At 40.0% G+C, this 16,666-nt stretch carries 20 protein-coding genes, 2 tRNA genes and 2 pseudogenes; 6 read left to right on the forward strand and 18 right to left on the reverse strand.

The features are described 5' to 3' along the window. Window positions 1-97: 97 nt before the first annotated feature. Window positions 98-173 (forward strand) — tRNA-Phe (locus CVT07_RS06470). A gap of 71 nt (window positions 174-244) precedes the next feature. Here CVT07_RS06470 and CVT07_RS06475 read toward each other — a convergent pair. Genes CVT07_RS06475 through CVT07_RS06490 form a run of 4 tightly spaced genes read right to left on the reverse strand, consistent with a single transcriptional unit; the run spans window position 245 to window position 3,453 of the window. Continuing rightward, on the reverse strand, window positions 245-1,594 hold the full coding sequence (locus tag CVT07_RS06475) for a sensor histidine kinase (RefSeq protein ID WP_107935715.1): 1,350 nt from the start codon (window positions 1,592-1,594) through the stop codon (window positions 245-247). Further along, complete coding sequence (locus CVT07_RS06480) at window positions 1,578-2,237, reverse strand: response regulator transcription factor (protein ID WP_107935713.1); 660 nt, start codon at window positions 2,235-2,237, stop codon at window positions 1,578-1,580. The genes CVT07_RS06475 and CVT07_RS06480 overlap by 17 nt, the downstream gene beginning before the upstream one ends. Before the next feature lie 41 nt (window positions 2,238-2,278). Beyond that, window positions 2,279-2,923, reverse strand: a complete 645-nt coding sequence (locus tag CVT07_RS06485) for a hypothetical protein (protein WP_107935711.1) — start codon at window positions 2,921-2,923, stop codon at window positions 2,279-2,281. A 44-nt stretch (window positions 2,924-2,967) separates the two neighbouring features. Then, entirely contained in the window at window positions 2,968-3,453 is a 486-nt protein-coding gene (locus CVT07_RS06490) for a PepSY domain-containing protein (protein ID WP_107935708.1), read from the reverse strand. Between the two features lie 368 nt (window positions 3,454-3,821). On the opposite strand from CVT07_RS06490, the gene CVT07_RS10140 reads away from it, so the two are divergent. Continuing rightward, window positions 3,822-4,031 carry a hypothetical protein gene (locus CVT07_RS10140; protein ID WP_230855692.1) on the forward strand — a complete coding sequence of 70 codons (210 nt, stop codon included), beginning with the start codon at window positions 3,822-3,824 and terminating at the stop codon, window positions 4,029-4,031. A gap of 794 nt (window positions 4,032-4,825) precedes the next feature. Here the strand turns inward: CVT07_RS10140 and CVT07_RS06500 are convergent. The 12 genes and pseudogenes from CVT07_RS06500 to CVT07_RS06545 form a co-directional block, all read right to left on the reverse strand. Beyond that, window positions 4,826-4,900 (reverse strand) — tRNA-Asn (locus CVT07_RS06500). A gap of 266 nt (window positions 4,901-5,166) precedes the next feature. Further along, window positions 5,167-5,301 carry a hypothetical protein gene (locus tag CVT07_RS10255; RefSeq protein ID WP_269059560.1) on the reverse strand — a complete coding sequence of 45 codons (135 nt, stop codon included), beginning with the start codon at window positions 5,299-5,301 and terminating at the stop codon, window positions 5,167-5,169. Window positions 5,302-5,348: 47 nt separating this feature from the next. Then, window positions 5,349-5,493: pseudogene (locus CVT07_RS10145) on the reverse strand (methyl-accepting chemotaxis protein); the annotation flags it as partial. 2 nt (window positions 5,494-5,495) lie between these two features. After that, complete coding sequence (locus CVT07_RS06505) at window positions 5,496-7,103, reverse strand: methyl-accepting chemotaxis protein (RefSeq protein WP_275944729.1); 1,608 nt, start codon at window positions 7,101-7,103, stop codon at window positions 5,496-5,498. 113 nt (window positions 7,104-7,216) lie between these two features. Continuing rightward, complete coding sequence (locus CVT07_RS06510; RefSeq protein WP_107936209.1) at window positions 7,217-7,786, reverse strand: ComF family protein; 570 nt, start codon at window positions 7,784-7,786, stop codon at window positions 7,217-7,219. Next, window positions 7,786-8,343: a YajG family lipoprotein gene (locus tag CVT07_RS06515; protein ID WP_012001474.1), complete on the reverse strand. Its 558-nt coding sequence runs from the start codon at window positions 8,341-8,343 to the stop codon at window positions 7,786-7,788. Before CVT07_RS06515 ends, CVT07_RS06510 begins: the two co-directional genes overlap by 1 nt. A gap of 11 nt (window positions 8,344-8,354) precedes the next feature. Further along, a complete protein-coding gene (locus CVT07_RS06520; protein ID WP_107936211.1) occupies window positions 8,355-9,077 on the reverse strand; it encodes a hypothetical protein in 723 nt (240 codons plus the stop codon). Beyond that, window positions 9,071-9,301, reverse strand: a complete 231-nt coding sequence (locus tag CVT07_RS06525; protein ID WP_107936213.1) for a 2-hydroxymuconate tautomerase family protein — start codon at window positions 9,299-9,301, stop codon at window positions 9,071-9,073. Before CVT07_RS06525 ends, CVT07_RS06520 begins: the two co-directional genes overlap by 7 nt. A gap of 172 nt (window positions 9,302-9,473) precedes the next feature. Then, entirely contained in the window at window positions 9,474-11,264 is a 1,791-nt protein-coding gene (gene lepA, locus CVT07_RS06530) for a translation elongation factor 4 (protein ID WP_107792911.1), read from the reverse strand. A gap of 89 nt (window positions 11,265-11,353) precedes the next feature. After that, the gene (locus tag CVT07_RS06535) at window positions 11,354-11,749 is read right to left on the reverse strand and encodes a transporter (RefSeq protein WP_107936215.1); all 396 of its coding nucleotides are present in this window, start codon (window positions 11,747-11,749) and stop codon (window positions 11,354-11,356) included. Between the two features lie 26 nt (window positions 11,750-11,775). Then, complete coding sequence (locus CVT07_RS06540; RefSeq protein WP_107936217.1) at window positions 11,776-12,696, reverse strand: cation diffusion facilitator family transporter; 921 nt, start codon at window positions 12,694-12,696, stop codon at window positions 11,776-11,778. Next, entirely contained in the window at window positions 12,686-13,579 is an 894-nt protein-coding gene (locus CVT07_RS06545; RefSeq protein WP_430748107.1) for an ABC transporter six-transmembrane domain-containing protein, read from the reverse strand. Before CVT07_RS06545 ends, CVT07_RS06540 begins: the two co-directional genes overlap by 11 nt. A gap of 141 nt (window positions 13,580-13,720) precedes the next feature. Between CVT07_RS06545 and CVT07_RS06550 the strand changes: the two genes are divergently transcribed. From CVT07_RS06550 to CVT07_RS06560, 4 genes are all read left to right on the forward strand, one after another. Next, window positions 13,721-14,095: a cupin domain-containing protein gene (locus tag CVT07_RS06550; RefSeq protein ID WP_107936222.1), complete on the forward strand. Its 375-nt coding sequence runs from the start codon at window positions 13,721-13,723 to the stop codon at window positions 14,093-14,095. Between the two features lie 29 nt (window positions 14,096-14,124). Next, a complete protein-coding gene (locus tag CVT07_RS10260) occupies window positions 14,125-14,217 on the forward strand; it encodes an NAD(P)H-binding protein (protein ID WP_269059566.1) in 93 nt (30 codons plus the stop codon). Between the two features lie 32 nt (window positions 14,218-14,249). Continuing rightward, window positions 14,250-14,744, forward strand: a complete 495-nt coding sequence (locus CVT07_RS06555; RefSeq protein ID WP_269059567.1) for an NAD(P)-dependent oxidoreductase — start codon at window positions 14,250-14,252, stop codon at window positions 14,742-14,744. A gap of 100 nt (window positions 14,745-14,844) precedes the next feature. After that, window positions 14,845-15,258, forward strand: a complete 414-nt coding sequence (locus CVT07_RS06560) for an Rrf2 family transcriptional regulator (protein ID WP_107936224.1) — start codon at window positions 14,845-14,847, stop codon at window positions 15,256-15,258. 48 nt (window positions 15,259-15,306) lie between these two features. On the opposite strand, the pseudogene CVT07_RS10390 reads toward CVT07_RS06560, so the two are convergent. Together CVT07_RS10390 and CVT07_RS06565 are read right to left on the reverse strand one after the other, a co-directional pair. Beyond that, window positions 15,307-15,393: pseudogene (locus CVT07_RS10390) on the reverse strand (hypothetical protein); the annotation flags it as partial. 206 nt (window positions 15,394-15,599) lie between these two features. After that, window positions 15,600-16,529, reverse strand: coding sequence for a ribose-phosphate pyrophosphokinase (locus CVT07_RS06565; RefSeq protein WP_021090085.1), 930 nt, complete (start codon window positions 16,527-16,529; stop codon window positions 15,600-15,602). Between the last annotated feature and the right edge of the window lie 137 nt (window positions 16,530-16,666).

Consider the following 16,666-nt stretch of genomic DNA (forward strand, 5'->3'; position numbering starts at 1 on the left):
TTTTATATTTAAATTTCTTAAAAACAAAAGCTTCTTCTAGATTTTTAAACTTAGTTTAAATATTTAAAATGTATAATCCAATTTCTTTTATCAAGGTGGTTGGATAGCTCAGTCGGTAGAGCAGCAGACTGAAAATCTGCGTGTCGGCAGTTCGATTCTGCCTCTAACCACCATTTTAACTTTCTCAAATATCATTTTTACTTCCATTAAATAGAGCTTTACTAAAAAACTGGTTTTGTCTAATTTATGCTTGTTTTAAATTTATAAGTTCAAATTCTGCCCAAAATTCGCTTCCAGCTCCTACTTCACTTTTTACACCTAGCTTTGCGCCGTGAATTTTAGCTATATTTGCAGCGATGGCAAGACCAAGACCGCTACCTCTGTTTTGGCTTTTGTTTCTTGAGCTTTCAACTTGATAAAATTTATTCCAGATTAGCTCGACATCTTTTTTAGAGATGCCTAAGCCATCGTCTTTTACAGACAAAAGTGCGTGCGTTTTTGACACACTTAAATTTAGCTCGATCTTAGCTTCTGCAAATTTTAGTGCATTGCTTAAAAAGTTATCCACCAGCCTTGATATCATCAGCTCATTGCCTAAAATTTGGACATCTGGCGCTATATCGCAACTAAATTTTAACCCCTTTGCGCTTGCTAGCTTCTCATAGTCGCTAGCTAAATTTTGCAAGATAGAGCTTAAATTTATATCTTTTAGCTCCAAATTTCTGCCAGCTTCTAGCCTTGAAAGCTCTAAAATTTGATCTATCAGCGAGGTGATCTTTCTTGACTGCCTAGAGATGACCTCCAGCGACTCCTTGGCCTCGTCCAAATTTTGCGCATAGCTCGCAGCGTAGTCGCTCTCAGCCATGATGACAGAAAGTGGTGTTCGTAGCTCGTGCGAGACGTCTGAAGTGAGCTGTTTCTCGCTTTGATAGACCTTTTCGAGGGAGCCTAGCATCTGGTTAAAAACGCTTGCAAGCGCGTGCAGCTCGTCTTTGCCAGCAGGCAGGTCTATGCGCTTTGAAAAGTCCCGGCTGCTGCCTATCTCAAGCGCAGTTTTAGACATCATAGCGACTGGCTTCATCGCGTTTTTTATCGTTTTATAGCCACCGTAAAGCACAAAAATAAACAAAACCGGCACAAAAACGCCAAGCGCTAGTAAAAATAGCCCCTCTTTTTTGAAAAATTTCTCCGCATTTATCACGCCTCTGACCCAGACCCCTTTGCCTTTAGCTGCGATATCGTAGTAGTAAAAGCGGTTTTCGCCGTTTTCAAAAAGGCGCACTGCACCGCTATTCATTTTAAGTGAAATTTGAAAGTGTTTTGGCGCTAGACCACCGATCACATCGCCTTTTGCGTTATATTTTACAAAAAATACCCCATCATCATATGGCTCAAACTCATCCATATCGTTGGCTATTTTGGTGACTGATTTGGCTAGCTTTTTTTGGCTCACGTCCTCAAAAACCTCATCCGCCACGACCGCCGAGATAGCAACTAGAGCCGCCACGATAACGATGATAAAAAACGAGTACCAAAGCGTTACGCGCGCGGTTATTGGGATGTTTGCAAGCGCTTGTTTAATCCTTAACAACATAGCCAAGCCCTCTTTTAGTCTGGATCACCTCGCACTCGCCAAGCTTTTTTCTTATGTTTTTTATAAGCACGTCGATGACGTTTGAGCCGCCCGTGTAGTCAAAGTCCCAGACGTGCTCTTTGATCTGGTCGCGAGTTAAAATTCTGCCCTTATTTAGCATCAAAAACTCTAAAATTTCATACTCTTTGCCAGTGAGCTCTACCCGCTCGCCGCTAAATTCGACTGACTTTTTAGAAAGGTCGATCTTTAGCTCGCCTGCGCAAATTTCACTAGCCACGTTGCCGCTATTTCGGCGAATGAGCGTGCGCACCCTGGCTAACAGCTCCTTAAAGTCAAATGGCTTGACCAAGTAGTCATCCGCACCCGCGTCAAGCCCCTTTACAACGTCATCCACATCGTCTTTGGCTGTCAGTATCAACACAGGGGTCGCTAGCTTTGCGGCGCGCGATCTTTGCAAAAATGTAAGTCCGTCCATCACCGGCATCATAAGATCAAGCACGATGAGATCGTAGTGCGCCACGGCGGTAGAGTCCATCGCTTCCTCGCCGTTAAACGCGCTATCGACGCTATATCCGTTTTTCTTTAGGTGCCTTGTAATGACGCTATTTAGGTCTATTTCGTCCTCTACGACTAAAATTTTCATCCCTGCCTTACCTGCCTCACTTGGTTTTGCCAGCTATTTTATCAAATTTGACTTTTTATTTTTAGATTTAAAATTTCGCCATTTGCTGCGCCTATCTTAAAATCATATAAAAAGTCGTTAAATTTAGCCCTTGCATCATAAAAATACTCCGTGCAAAATGTGCCAAAGCTTTGTTTTTTCACTAGATAGATCGGTGCAAATTCCACCTCTTCTGGCTTGGTTTTTAGGCGCTCTGTGACGATCTCTTTAACTTTTTCTGGCAAGATGCAAGCCACTCTTTCAAATTTAGCCTGCTCTTCATTTATCTTTGATAGCTCCACCTTTTGCGCCTCGTCTTTTAGGTGGTTTGAAGCGTTTGATAGCCACACTCCAGCCTTGCCAGCGTAGATGAGCAAATCCGCTGCACCTTGAAGCGAAAGCTCAAGCGTTTTTTTAAATAAATTCTGAACTTTGCATTTTGAGGTAGCTTGACTTAAAATTTCTGCGCTACTACTTTCTTCACTAGGATTTTTATCCAAATTTTCAGGGCTTTGCTCGCTCTTGCCTAAATTTTCGTAACTATTTTTATTAGTAACATTTTCACTTATATTTTCTATCTCGTTTTCGCTTAAATTTTTATTCAAATTTCTCTCTAAGACTTGCTTGCTAACTTTCTCGTTTAAATTTTGATCTAAATTTTCACTCATCTTTTTCACCTTTATAAAATTTAACGCCCAAAAAGGGCGCTAGATCACTTTGTATAGTTGCCGATTATCTCGCCTGTTTGAGCGTTTATGATCACCTTTTTCTCGCTCATGCCGCGATCAAGCTCGACCTCGTAAACCCAAAGGCCGTTTTTGTTCTCAAGGTCAGCCCCGTCAAGGCTCCAGCCAGCTTCAAGCGCTTGAGCTTTGGCCACAGCCTCATCGATGCTTAGGGCAAATTTTGAAAAATCTACCGCTTCGATCGGCAAGATATGCTTTTTATTTTTATTCTCTACTTTAACGATCTGACCGCTGTTAGCATCGATCTTGATATCTTGTTTGACGCCATCTTTAAATGACTCTATCTTGTAAAAAGTCACGCCCTTTTCGACGTTCATCTCGATATCTTTGACGCTTGAGCCTGGGAAGTTTTTCTCAGCTATGTTTAAAGCCTCTTTTGACGTGATGGCTGCTTGCAAACTTGTAGCTCCTAAAACTACTGCTAAAACTGCTGCACCTAATACCTTTTTCATTTTTGATCCTTTTATTTTTGATTTCCAACTTTCGTTTGGATGAGCGCATTATAAAAGTCTTAAATGAAGCTAGGATGAATGAAGGAAAATTTATTTTAAGACCACTCTACTGACAAAATTTATAGCTATACAAAACAAATGTTTTTACCTAAAAACAATCAAAGAAACTATAAGGCAGCAAAAAGTTGGTCTAAGATTACAGCTTGGCATTTATCAACTTGTTACACCAAACTAAGCAAACATACAAAGAAGGAGTAATCAGAATTTCTGCTATGATTTTGATTTTAATACTAGACAATAAAAATCTTCTGCTGTAGCTGAATTTTCATTATCGATCACGTGTAAGATAAATTTATAAAGGATAAAAGATGAAATTTAAAACCATACTATTAATAAGCTTTCTAATAAGCCTTAATTTATATGGATTTGAGCCTATGATGCCAGGTAGAGCTTATGAGAAAGCTAGCGACGACTATGGGCAGGTTGATACCATAGTATGGTGCAGTGCAGATTATGGTGTTGACACAATTACTCCTAGCTTTAAATGCTATGATGATAAGGATAAGTATAAAATTTAAAGAGTACTCTTTAGAAGATTTTTATATGTCAGTCAAGAAGTACTGCCTTTAGAGATAATTATTTTGCTGATCTTTATAATCTAATCGTGAAAGAAGCTCCAAATTTAAAAAGAAAAAAAGCTCAAAAAGATAGCTAGAGAGGATAACTAAAACTCAAAAAGAGTGTATAAAGAAGTTTTTCAAAAAGAGTTTAAACAAAATTGCAAACTAACATTTAGTATATCTGGTGCTATTCATTGCTCTAGGTCATATTATAGAAGCTATACGGCAAAGCTTGCACTCATGCTTTATGAGAGCGATAAAGAGCTATTTAAAAAGAATTTACGGCGAAGATTACGAGAAAATTTAAAGAGGTATTTGAAGATACTTTTAAAGTATGTGCCTATACTTTATTCAGAAGTAGAGCTAAATGGTATTAAAAAAATACAGATGATAAACCATATGCTGAGTTTTTTTAAGAAAATATGATGACTATACTGGTGATTATGATAATTATAAAATCCATGATCTAATTTATATAGTCTTAGTCCAATACTCACTAATAGACAAAAAAATGGTCATTTAGTTTTACCAGAGAATAGAAAAGAGGAGTAGTGTGCCTACTCCGAGCTTCTTTTATACCAGAATTATGATTATACTTCTATATTGCATTTCCTTAATATCATAGATATTTTTAAAAAAATATTAAATAAAACTGAGGGAAAAAAAGTGAAAAAAATACAAAAAAATAAGAAAACTTAAAGTTCTTGAAATATAGTTAAAATCGTGATTTTAAAAGGATTTTTGAAGATAAATGGCTCCGGATGCTGGGTTCGAACCAGCGACCAAGTGATTAACAGTCACCTACTCTACCGCTGAGCTAATCCGGAACACTTAAAAGAAGTCGTATTATAGTTAGCAATCATTTAAAAAAATAGCTTAAATAACTAAAGAAATTTTAGCCATTTTTTTCTAATAAATTATATATTTAAAAACCACTCAAGCAAATTGCCTGAGCGGTTTAGAGTTTTACCAAAACAAGATCGTTTTATTTTGGTAGTTTTGTTTAAACAAATTTGAGTTTGTTTAAAACTCTAGAGAAAGAGTAGTTTAAAACCTCTTCTTCCTAACCTCTTCAACTATAGCTTTAGCCATCTCATCTACTTCTGATGTTACTTCGTTTGCTTGGTTTGCAATTACAACGTTTTTCTTTTGTTAGATTATCTATTTGAGCAACTGATTGATTTATCATATTTATACCTTCGCTTTGCTCTTTGATTGATTCACTCATCTCATTTATTGATTGAGCTAATACATTTGTATTTGCTTCTATCTCACCTAGAGATTTTTGAGTTCTTTCAGCTAGTTTTCTTACTTCATCAGCAACGACGGCAAATCCTCTGCCGTGCTCTCCTGCACGTGCAGCTTCAATTGCAGCATTAAGAGCAAGTAGATTTGTTTGATCTGCTATATCTCTAATAATAGTTATGATGTTTTTTTAATTTCATCACTTTGTCTTATAACATCAGCTGTCTTTTGAGAGATGGCATTCATTGAGCTAGACATTTGCTCAACTGCAGCTGCTGATTCTTGTAAGCTATTTGCTTGAGTGTTTGCTGAGCTTGCTACTTTAGATACTGAGCTTGCTAGAAGTTTAGCTTTTTCTTCTAGTACTTGAGCTTGGTTTAGATTGTCATTTAGCATTTTAGATATTTCTATGCCAAGAGAGTTTATACCACTTGCTATCTTACCATCATCATCAAGTCTTTTTGTAAAGTCTTGGTTTTTATAAGTGCTAAGTAAATTTAATACATCTTTACCATTACTTGAGATTGCATTTTTAAGAGCAAGCTGCAAATCTTTAAATGTGCTTTTTAGTTGATTTAGTGCTGGGTTATTAGTATCAGCTTCTAGACTTGCTTCATAGTTGCCATCTTTTATCTCATTTACAAAGGTGTTGGCTTTTTGGATGAAGGTGTTTTCTTTTTCTTTAGATGTTTGGATCTTTTGGATGTTGTCGTTTATAAGAGAAGACATAACGCCAAATTCATCTTTTGAAACGATATTTGACTTAACTGGCTCTTTGATCTCGTAGTTTAGGAATTTAAAGAACGAAATAAGCGAATCAGATATCTTTGAGAGTGGCTTAAGTGATCTACTAACGATAAATATAAGAAGCGCTACGATAACTATTATAAATATAACTGATGAGATGACTTGTGAGACAAGCGTTTTACTAAGGCTTCCGTCATAATCGCTCCAAGAGTTTGCAGAGCATACAAGCCAGTTTGCTTGATCGTAAAGCTCGCAAGCAAGAAGTCTCTCTGTGCCTCTAAGATTATAAGTAAATGTTTTATCGCCATTTTTCTTATACTCATTTGAGTAGTCATCAATGATCTTCATAGCTTCGCTAGCATCAGATAAAACAAGATCCTTATGAACAAAATGAATTATCTTTTTATGCTCTAGATCAAATAGTGCTATTGCGCTACTTGGAGTTGGTTTTATCTTATTAAGCTCATTATCAAGCTTATCTATGCCCATATCCACGCCAAATACACCAACAACCTTGCCATCAACAACTATCTTTTTAGCGATAGTTAAATTTAAGCCACCAGCTGAGCTTGTGTATGGAGCTGAAAAGATGATGCCCTCTTTTGCAATAGCGTCCTTGTACCAGCCTTTAACCCTCGCATCATAGTTTTTTCTCTGATCAAAAACCATAAATTTACGCTCTTTACCATCAAGCACAGCGTTATAAACAGCACCATCAGCTGCATAGCCAAAGTAAAACTCAGAAAAATCAGTAACTTGCGCTGCGTTCATCAGCACTTTTTCTAAAGCCTCTTTGTCATCTAAAATTTGCGGATGCGCCTCGATGTAACTAGCAAAATTTTGAACGGCTGCAAGCTTATCTTCAAAAAATGCATTCATATAAAACTGCAAAATTTTTGAAGCTGAAGTCTTAGACTCCTTTGCTAGATCATAAATCCTCTCCTTGGTATTTGTGTAATTCACCGTTGAAAACACGCCAAGTGAGACAACTAAAAGCACTACGATAATGAGTGCTATCTTGTTTGCTGCTTTTTTCATAAACAAAATCCCTTTGTGTAAATTTTATGTTTATATCGGCAAAAATTTTTTATGGTTAATAGCTATTTACAATTATTTAGGTGTGAAATTTCAAGCTAAATTTCATATAAAACTTAGTTTTTAGCATCTGCTAAAACAAGCGCAAAAAGCACATCAATGCCTGCTTTTTGAAGTGTATCTCTAGCTTCTAGTATCGTTGTGCCAGTGGTTACGATGTCATCGACTAAGATAACTGGCGCGGTGATCTTTTTTAAAATTTTAAAATTTCTTGGATTGTTTTGTCTAAATTTAAGATCCTTGCCGCTGTAGCTAACACTGCTTGTCGCATGCAAAGCGTGAAAGATAGGTTTAAGGTTTTTAGCACGAAGTTCATTTGCCAAAATAGCCGTGTGCGAGTAGCCGTGATGCACTCTATCATCTATCGGCAGGGCGTAAATTTGCTCTGGGAAGCTAAAGCTTTTAGCAAATTTCTTAAATGCAAATTTGGCTAAATTTTTATAGATAAAAAGTCCGTGCATTTGGTGCTTTGAGTGGATGAGCTCTTTGATCTCAGAGTAGCCGTAGAAGCTATAAATTTTAAAGCCCTCTAGCTCTCTTACCAAAGGGCTTGGCTCGCTTAAAATTTGCGAGCAGGTTTTACAAAATGTCTTTAGCGTAAAGCTCTTGCAAAACGCACAAAACATCAGCTATTTAAGATAGCGATCGCAGAGCGTTTAACGGCGTCGTTGATGATGTCTGTTAAGAATGGCTTAAACGCTCCGCCAGTGCGAACTAGCTCAAATTTGGTTTGGTTGTTTGAGATATTTTTGATGATGCTTTGATCGCCTTTTTGGATTTTCAAAGTGATCTTTATCTTGCCCTTTGTGTTGTCGCTGCCATATCCGCTCATATTTGCTTCAAATTCGTTTATGAAAACTTCAACCACGACGCCACCCATGCCATTTACATTTGCGCCACGTGCCGCAAGCTCTCTTTTAAGGGAGTCGCTAAAGTAAGTCGCAAGATCATTTTGAAGCACGACATACTCTTTTACAGTGCCTCTACCATCGGTTATAGTTGCAATAGTGCTTTTGTTTTTGCGACTATCATGCACCGCACTTATATAGACTTCAAGGCCGTTAGCTTGCTGACTTGCAGCAGTTTTGTAAGGATCGAAGGCAACTACTGTCTGAGTAGGCGCACAACCGCTCAAGAATAGGACAAAAAGTCCAAAGATAGCTAGAAATTTAAATTTACTCATAATTTTTCCTTTCAAAGTTTAGTGATCTCATCAGCCACTTTTATGGCAGCTTGTTTGACTAAAAGCGCGATAAAGAAGTCAAACTGACCGCTTCTTGACGCCTCAAGCTCCTCCACGTGGTGTCTAGTCGAGACAGGAATTCGTTTTTTGAAATTTATATCTGAAAGCACAAGCTCGCCATATAGATGTCCGTTTAAAATTTCAGAGCTTCTAGAGTAAGTGCCTCTAAGCTCGTCAAATCTAAAATCAAGCCTATATGTATAAGGTGATGTTTGCGTATCCACGACAACGATGCCGCGCGAATTTAGCTCACGTTTTAAAAACATATAAAAGAGCACTTCAAGGCGTGGATTTGAGTTAAAGACTACGCCGCTACCATCTTCTCTTGTGTAGTAAATCGACCTTGCGCTGCTTCTAGCATCCACGATCCTATGAAAATATACCTTCTTTAGCCCGACATTTATATCGATCATATTTTTTTCTAGGCAGCAGTTTATCGCCACGTCGCTTCTATACTTGACGCCATTTATAAAGACGCCATCGCCCCTGCCCCTGCAAGCGCTACAGTCAGCTGGGATCCTCATGACCTCTTCAAAATAGGTCTTATCTTCGCTACTTATGCTTGCACTTTGCACGCCGTCTATGCCCTCGCACGATAGACAAAGGCTAGCTTTTGCCACGCAGCCAGTTAGAAAGACGGCTGCAAAAATTGCTAATAATGTCGCTCTTAGCATTTCACTTCCTTTTGCTCTTTTTGTTTTTTGCGGAGATTTTTCACGCTCTCGCCTGCGATGCCGTAGTTGTTCGTATCGATCTCATCGATAATGACAACGGTATTTTTAGCGCTTCTGCCTAAAATTTCGCTGATCAAATTTGTAACTCCGCTTATCATCTTCTCTTTTTGCTCCACACTTGGGCTATCACCCTCTTTTGTCACGCAAATTTTCACAAACGGCATAGCACTCCTTTTTGTAAATTTAGTATTTAAACCTATAAAAACAGCATAAGACAAGTCATAATGTCGTGAGATGATTTTGGATGTTGCGCATAAATTTTCGATCAAGATAGGACAAATAGTCCATCGAAGAGAGAAAATTTAAAGCTCATTCAAAAGCGCTCACGGCACGCCGCTAGTCTATTTTTAGGACGGATAAAAACGCCTCCTGCGGCAAATTCACCTTTCCTATCGCCTTCATACGTTTTTTACCCTCTTTTTGCTTTTCTAGCAACTTCCTCTTACGCGTGATATCGCCGCCGTAACACTTGGCTGTGACGTTTTTGCCCATTGATTTTACGGTTTCTCGGGCGATTATTTTGTTGCCGATACTCGCTTGTATCGCCACCTCAAAGAGCTGACGCGGGACGATCTCTTTCATCGCCTTTACGAAGTCCCTGCCCTTTGTTTGCGCCTTGCTCTCAGGCACGATGATAGAGAGCGCATCGACCGTCTCGCCGGCCACTTTGACATCAAGCTTCACTAGATCGCCCACGCGGTAGTCGCTTGGCTCGTAGTCAAAGCTCGCGTAGCCTTTGGTGCTTGACTTTAGCTTGTCGTAAAAGTCCATCACGATCTCGTTCATCGGTATGTCATACTCGAGTAAAACGCGGTCAGTCGTGATGTAGTCCATCTTCGTTTGTATGCCGCGGCGGTTGTTTAAAAGCGTGATGATGTTGCCCAAAAACTCGCTTGGCGTGATGATAGTCGCTTTCACGTATGGCTCAAGGATTGAGTCTATTTTATTGACTGGTGGCAGCTGGCTTGGGTTTTGGATCTTTAAATTTAGCCCATCAGTTTGGATGACTTCATAAGTCACAGTCGGCGCTGTGGCGATGAGATCAAGGTCAAATTCGCGCTCCAGCCTCTCTTTGACGACCTCCATGTGAAGAAGACCTAAAAAGCCAACCCTAAAGCCAAATCCAAGTGCGACCGAGGTCTCTGGCTCGTAGCTAATAGAGCTGTCATTTAGCTTTAGCTTATCTAGCGCGTCACGCAGATCTTCAAATTTATCAGTTTCTATTGGATAAAGTCCCGCAAAAACAAACGGCTTAGCCCTCTCAAAGCCGCCAACTGGCTCTTTTAGAGGATTTCTTGACTGCGTTATCGTATCTCCAACTTGCACGTCGCTAACGTTTTTAAGCCCCAAAACCACGATGCCAACCTCGCCAGCGCTAAGCGTTTTGGTCTTGATCGGAGCTATAGGATTTGGATACATGAGGTCTAGCACGATGTGTTTTTTGCCCGTGCCCATGACCAAAATTTCATCATTTTTTGAAATTTCACCATCATAAACACGCACAAGAGCAAGCGCGCCAAGGTAGTTGTCAAACCAACTATCGTAGATTAGCGCCTTTGTAGGCTTGCTTACGTCGCCATTTGGCGCAGGGATCCTCATGATGATCGCTTCAAGCAGCTCCTTTATGCCAACGCCTGTTTTTGCGCTCACTTCGATCGCTCCTGAGCAGTCAAGTCCGATGATGTGCTCGATCTCGTCTTTTACCCTAGCGGGGTCAGCCGCTGGTAGGTCGATCTTGTTGATGACTGGGATGATCTCTAGGTTGTTTTCAAGTGCGATATAGACGTTTGCGATGGTTTGCGCCTCTACGCCCTGGCTAGCATCCACGACAAGCAGTGCGCCCTCGCAGCTAGCTAGACTACGGCTCACCTCGTAGCTAAAATCAACGTGTCCTGGGGTGTCTATCAAATTTAGAACAAAATTTTCGCCATTTAGTGCGTAGTTTAGGCGGACAGACTGGGCTTTGATCGTGATGCCACGCTCTTTTTCGATGTCCATCGTGTCCATGATTTGCGAGCTCATCTCACGGTCACTTACGGCGCCGCACTCCTGAATGAGACGGTCAGCAAGCGTGCTTTTGCCGTGGTCGATGTGAGCGATGATGCTAAAGTTTCTAATGTTTTTCATGAAATCCCTAGTTAAATTTTAGGCGATTTTATAAAAAAAATCGTTAAAGTTGAGTAAAAATGAGTTTGCTAGGCTAGCAAGGCTTAAATTTAAAGCTCAAATTTAGCTCTTAAAATTTTACGCAGATCACAGAGCACAACGCAAAGCGAATATAAAAAATAGGCGTAAGCCACAAGCGGCAAAAAAATAAGAAAACCTGAAGCATAAACTAAAGCACTAAGCATGTATGTCGCATTTGCAAGCGCTGGCACGTGATAAGTCCAAAGCTCTGGTTGTTCAAACGGAGCATCTATGGCATTAAAATATAGAGCAAAATTTAACCCTAACAACAAAATAAATATATAGCCCTTTTTCATACAAAATAGAGCGCAGATCAAGGCTACTACAAAATTTACTGCGATAAGAGGAACTATGACACTGCCCATAAAAGTGCAAAACAAACCCATAGCCACGACCATTAGATATTCATTTTTTATGCGAAACATTAAATTTAAACCTTTTGCGTCAAATTTTAGTGATGATGCCCAAAATGTTCGTCCTTATGCGCGCTTTTTAGCTCGCAGATGAGATCGTCTTTATGTCCAAGGCTCTCACTCTCAAACTGAAGCGTGACATGGCCGATGCCTGCGTGAGAAAGCTCGTGCTCGATCTGCTTTATCATCTTTGAAATTTCAGCCACGCTTAGCGCATCATCCACCACCACATGGGCTATGAGCGCATTTGTGCCAGCATTTATCGCCCAGATATGCAGGTCATGCACGATTTTAACGCCATCTACGCCCTTTATAACGCCTAAAATTTCATCCGTATCAAGCTTAAGCGGCACTGCTTCGATCAGGATATTAAAGCTATCTTTTAGCAAGTTAGCGCCACTTTTTATGATGAGTAGCGAGACAAAGATACTTGCGATGCTATCGGCCTGCGTGAAGTTAAATTTCATCACAAGAAGTGCCGCGACGATGGCACCAACCGAGCCAAGCGTGTCGCCAAGCACGTGCAAATAAGCACCTTTCATGTTTAAATTTTCTTTTGTATCAGCGCTTTTATGCATATAAATGGCTACGACTAAATTTACCACAAGCCCCAAAATACTAACAAAAAGCATCGTTTTAGCCTCGATCTGCGGCTCGTTAAAAAGCCTGATGATAGCTTCAACTACGACAAAGATAGCCAGCGCGATAAGAGCGATGGCATTTATGAAAGCAGCGATGATCTCGACCCTTTTGTAGCCAAAGGTCTTTTGTAAATTTGCCCTTTTTTCTGCGATCTTAAAAGCGACCAGCGACAAAAAGAGAGCCGCAGAATCTGAGAGCATGTGAAATGCGTCGCTAATGAGCGCAAGCGAGTTTGAAACGAAGCCAAAAACGGCCTCAACTATCATAAACGTGAAAATTAGAAAAAATGAATTTCTAAGAACGCTCTTATTGTGCATCATTGTCCTTCTTTTGGGCGTCGATCCTCTTGCCGATATCTTTTAAATTTGAAAATTCCTCGATGAGTTTTGGTGAGTCGTCAAGGCTGATGACAAAATTCCATATATAAGTCATCACAGAGTAGATGTGGCCGGCATTTGTCTGCTGCGAGCTTAGCACTATTATCGCCACCAAAAAGAGCAACGAAGCGCTAATACCGATGATAAAATAGCTCATCGCCTCCCTATTTGAGATCGCTATACGAAATTTAGAAACGACGTCGTAGTGCCTATTTAGCGTGCTTTTGTTAAAAGCACCTATCACCTTTGCCTCTTTTTCTAGGCGGTCATTTAAGCGAAGATAAAGGTCGTCATTTTTCTTGATATATCTTGGTAAAAATATAAGAAAAAAGGTCATCACTACAAAGCACGCCACAGCGACCTTTGGCTCGACAAAGATGAGCATAAACGCTGAGCCGATGATCGAAACGACCGATGTAAAAAACATAGGAAAATGCGTCTCAAAGAAATTTACAAACTCTCGCGAGAGCGCTACTCTGGCGATGATAGCGGAGTCGTCTTTGGCATTTTGTTTTTCATTCATGATGACATTTACAGCAAGCTTTGCGTAGATATTTGCAAAAACTTGCGTATCCACGCGGCGCCTAATGGCTCCTACAAGCCACGCTATGAGCACAAAAAGTGCATAAATGAGGGCATTTAACGTGTTTCCTTGCATGATTGCGTTGATCGCAAAGCCCGCAAATATCGGATAAGCAAGAAAAAGTCCGTTCTCTGCTAGCACCAAAGCAAAGGTCAAAATGAGCTTTTTGTTGTGCTCGGTAGCTATGCTCTTTAGCGTTTTAAAGGCGTTATTTTGCAAATTTTGACTCCAAGTTATCATAAATTTTTCGTAAATTCTAGCCTAAATTTGCAAATTTTGATAATTTTTAGTTGTAACTCTTGACATTACAACAAAAAATCACTATACTTCGCTCATCGGTTGTAAATAAAAAGATTACAACAAAAAAACAAGGAGAACAAAATGAAAAATTATCAAGTTGCAAAGATCGCAAACGAGCCAAGAGTCGAGCTAAAAGAGGCTTTAAATTTAACTGGCTGTGAAGTATCTATAAACGAGCTCCCAGCAAATGTGAGCGTGCCATTTGTCCATTCGCACAAACAAAACGAGGAGCTTTACATCATCACTGATGGCGATGGCGAGCTCTTCATCGATGGCGAAGTGATAAAAGTAGGCAAAGGCGACGCGGTGCGCATAGATCCAGATGGTAAAAGGTGCTTTAAAGCTGGCAAAAATGGCATCAAAATGATCTGCATCCAGACAAAACGCGGTAGCCTAGAGCAATACACAATGAGTGACGGCGTGATAGTTGATGACGTAAAGCCAAGCTGGCTCTAAATTTAAAAAGAAAATTTTAAATAGCAATCATAGGTGCAAACGGCAAAAGCGGTGCAAATTTAGCAAATGAGGCCCTAAAACAAGGTTATGACGTCACAGCGATCGTTAGAAACAAAGAGTAAAAAACGAAAGCGTAAAGGTCGTTTACAAAGATATTTTCGAGCTTACAAAGGACGATCTAGCAGGTTTTGACGCGGTTATAAGCGCATTTGCAGCATGGAGCGAAGAGAATTTCCCACTTCATAAAAAAGTGGCCGCTCACCTAGTAAATTTACTAAAAGGCACTAGCACAAGGCTCGTCGTAGCTCTTGGCGCTGGCACGTTATTTGTTGATGGCAACGGCACTATGGTCATGGACACCCCAGACTTTCCAGCAGCATATATGGGCGTGGCAAAGGCTACGGCGGAGTCATATTTTGAGCTAAAAGGTAGCGCAAATGTGCTTTGGACGTATGTAAGTCCAGTAGGCGACTACGACGCAAACGGCGCTCGCACGGGCAAATACGTGCTTGGCAGGGATGATCTCATACTAAACTCAAAAAATGAGAGCTACATAAGCTACGCAGACCTTGCGCTTGCGATCATTGACGAGCTAAAAAACAAGAAATTTATCCAAAAGCGCTTCACGGCGGTTGGCGAGAGAGCGTGAGTTTATAAATTTGACAGCTAGCAAAGGCTCGTAAGTCAAATTTAGCTGGCTGTCTTTGGCAGAAAATTTAAGTATAATCACGAAAAATTTAAGGACGATCATGCAAATTGGCATTAAATTTTCAACTGCGATACACGCGCTTTTGTGTGCTAAATTTTTTGAAAACGAGAAGGTTACAAGCGAATTTATAGCTGGCAGCATAAACACAAACCCAGTTATCGTTAGGCGCCTACTTGGTACTCTAAAGGCTGCAGGGCTCGTAAATGTCGCAGCTGGAGTTGGTGGAGTGAGCCTTGCAAAAGAGCCAAAAGATATAAATTTACTTGAAATTTTTAACGCAGTAAATGAGAAAGAAAAACTCTTTAAAATTCACTCTGACTCACCAAAAGCCTGCCCAGTCGGCGGCAGGATAGAAGAGCTTTTAAGCGGGCACTTTTTAAGAGCGCAAACTGCTCTAGAAAACGAGCTAAAAAACGTCACTTTGCAAGATTTATTAGACGAGCTTGCAAGATAAATTTAGGCTAGAAGCTTGATCCTTTCTAGCCTAAAATAAATTTACAAACTACTCTTGCATCGTGATCCATTTTTGTGCGATCCTGACGGCATTTGTCGCAGCTCCCACACGGATCTGATCGGCACTGCACCTTAATTACGGCTTATTTAAATTTTAGTAGCTAGCATGTAGAAATTTAGTGGCGAGATTTCATTGTGATTTTTATTTATTTGACTTCAAATTTAGGCTTGTTACAAGCAGGATTTTAGGTCTTTTGGGTTAGAAATTTAACCCAAAAGATAAATATCAATCACCCAAAACGGATAAATTTAGCAGGCTAACGCTTTAGCCTGCAATGGTTACTAAAACAAGCTATTTACGCTTTCGTTGTGATAAACACGGCGTATCACTTCGCCAAATAGTGAAGCTGTGCTTAGCACTTTTATACAAGGAAGTTCTTCTTTTAATGGGATCGTATCAGTCACTACTAACTCGTCTAAAAAGCCAAGTTTTAGCCTATCATAGGCTGGTCCGCTAAGCACCGGGTGCGTGCAAAATGCCATTACGCTAGTTGCGCCACGCTCTTTGAAAATCTCAGCCGCTTTTACGATGGTGCCAGCAGTGTCAATCATATCATCGACCAAGATCACATCTTTGCCTTTCACATCGCCGATCACGTTCATCACTTCGCTCTCGTTTGCTTTCTCGCGGCGTTTATCAACGATGACCATATCTAATAAATTTAGATTTTTTGCCAAGGCTCTAGCACGAGCCACGCCGCCTACATCTGGGCTTGCGACGACTGGATTTGGTAAATTTTTAGCTTTTACGTAGTCGTTAAAGATGATGCTACCATAAAGGTTATCTACTGGAATGTCGAAAAATCCTTGAATTTGCCCTGCGTGAAGGTCCATAGTAACGACCCTGTCGATGCCTGCTGTTTGCATCATATTTGCCACAAGTTTTGCAGTGATAGGCACTCTAGGAGCTGCTTTTCTGTCTTGTCTAGCGTAGCCAAAATACGGCACGATCGCTGTTATAGAGCTTGTACTGCTGCGTTTTAAAGCGTCAGTTAAGATAAGAAGCTCCATTAAATTTATATTTGCTGGGGCACATGTTGGCTGGATGACAAAAACATCTTTCCCACGCACGCTTTCGCCTATCTGCACGCTGATCTCACCATCGCTAAATCTTTTAATGCTAGCTTCACTGAGTGGAAGCGACAAATATTGCGAAATTTTCTTCGAAAGCTCGATATTTGCGGTGCCTGAGAAAATTTTATAGCCTCTCATAATAGTAACCTTTTTTAGTAATATTTATATTGCGATTTTATCAAAATGAGCTTTAAATCTAAATTTATTTGCCTCAATAATTTTAGTCAAATTTTCTAGCTTGCGAGCCAAAATTTGAACTAAATTTTTAAACTATT

Origin of the sequence: Campylobacter concisus (assembly GCF_003048875.2) — a bacterium.
GTDB classification, from domain to species: Bacteria; Campylobacterota; Campylobacteria; order Campylobacterales; family Campylobacteraceae; genus Campylobacter_A; species Campylobacter_A concisus_AU.

Coding starts and splice junctions, on each gene's coding strand:
- CVT07_RS06475 (WP_107935715.1), bottom strand. CDS start 1,594: ATGTTGTTAAGGATTAAACAAGCGCTTGCAAACATCCCAATAACCGCG.
- CVT07_RS06480 (WP_107935713.1), bottom strand. CDS start 2,237: ATGAAAATTTTAGTCGTAGAGGACGAAATAGACCTAAATAGCGTCATT.
- CVT07_RS06485 (WP_107935711.1), bottom strand. CDS start 2,923: ATGAGTGAAAATTTAGATCAAAATTTAAACGAGAAAGTTAGCAAGCAA.
- CVT07_RS06490 (WP_107935708.1), bottom strand. CDS start 3,453: ATGAAAAAGGTATTAGGTGCAGCAGTTTTAGCAGTAGTTTTAGGAGCT.
- CVT07_RS10140 (WP_230855692.1), top strand. CDS start 3,822: ATGAAATTTAAAACCATACTATTAATAAGCTTTCTAATAAGCCTTAAT.
- CVT07_RS10255 (WP_269059560.1), bottom strand. CDS start 5,301: ATGAGTGAATCAATCAAAGAGCAAAGCGAAGGTATAAATATGATAAAT.
- CVT07_RS06505 (WP_275944729.1), bottom strand. CDS start 7,103: ATGAAAAAAGCAGCAAACAAGATAGCACTCATTATCGTAGTGCTTTTA.
- CVT07_RS06510 (WP_107936209.1), bottom strand. CDS start 7,786: ATGTTTTGTGCGTTTTGCAAGAGCTTTACGCTAAAGACATTTTGTAAA.
- CVT07_RS06515 (WP_012001474.1), bottom strand. CDS start 8,343: ATGAGTAAATTTAAATTTCTAGCTATCTTTGGACTTTTTGTCCTATTC.
- CVT07_RS06520 (WP_107936211.1), bottom strand. CDS start 9,077: ATGCTAAGAGCGACATTATTAGCAATTTTTGCAGCCGTCTTTCTAACT.
- CVT07_RS06525 (WP_107936213.1), bottom strand. CDS start 9,301: ATGCCGTTTGTGAAAATTTGCGTGACAAAAGAGGGTGATAGCCCAAGT.
- lepA (WP_107792911.1), bottom strand. CDS start 11,264: ATGAAAAACATTAGAAACTTTAGCATCATCGCTCACATCGACCACGGC.
- CVT07_RS06535 (WP_107936215.1), bottom strand. CDS start 11,749: ATGTTTCGCATAAAAAATGAATATCTAATGGTCGTGGCTATGGGTTTG.
- CVT07_RS06540 (WP_107936217.1), bottom strand. CDS start 12,696: ATGCACAATAAGAGCGTTCTTAGAAATTCATTTTTTCTAATTTTCACG.
- CVT07_RS06545 (WP_430748107.1), bottom strand. CDS start 13,579: ATGATAACTTGGAGTCAAAATTTGCAAAATAACGCCTTTAAAACGCTA.
- CVT07_RS06550 (WP_107936222.1), top strand. CDS start 13,721: ATGAAAAATTATCAAGTTGCAAAGATCGCAAACGAGCCAAGAGTCGAG.
- CVT07_RS06560 (WP_107936224.1), top strand. CDS start 14,845: ATGCAAATTGGCATTAAATTTTCAACTGCGATACACGCGCTTTTGTGT.
- CVT07_RS06565 (WP_021090085.1), bottom strand. CDS start 16,529: ATGAGAGGCTATAAAATTTTCTCAGGCACCGCAAATATCGAGCTTTCG.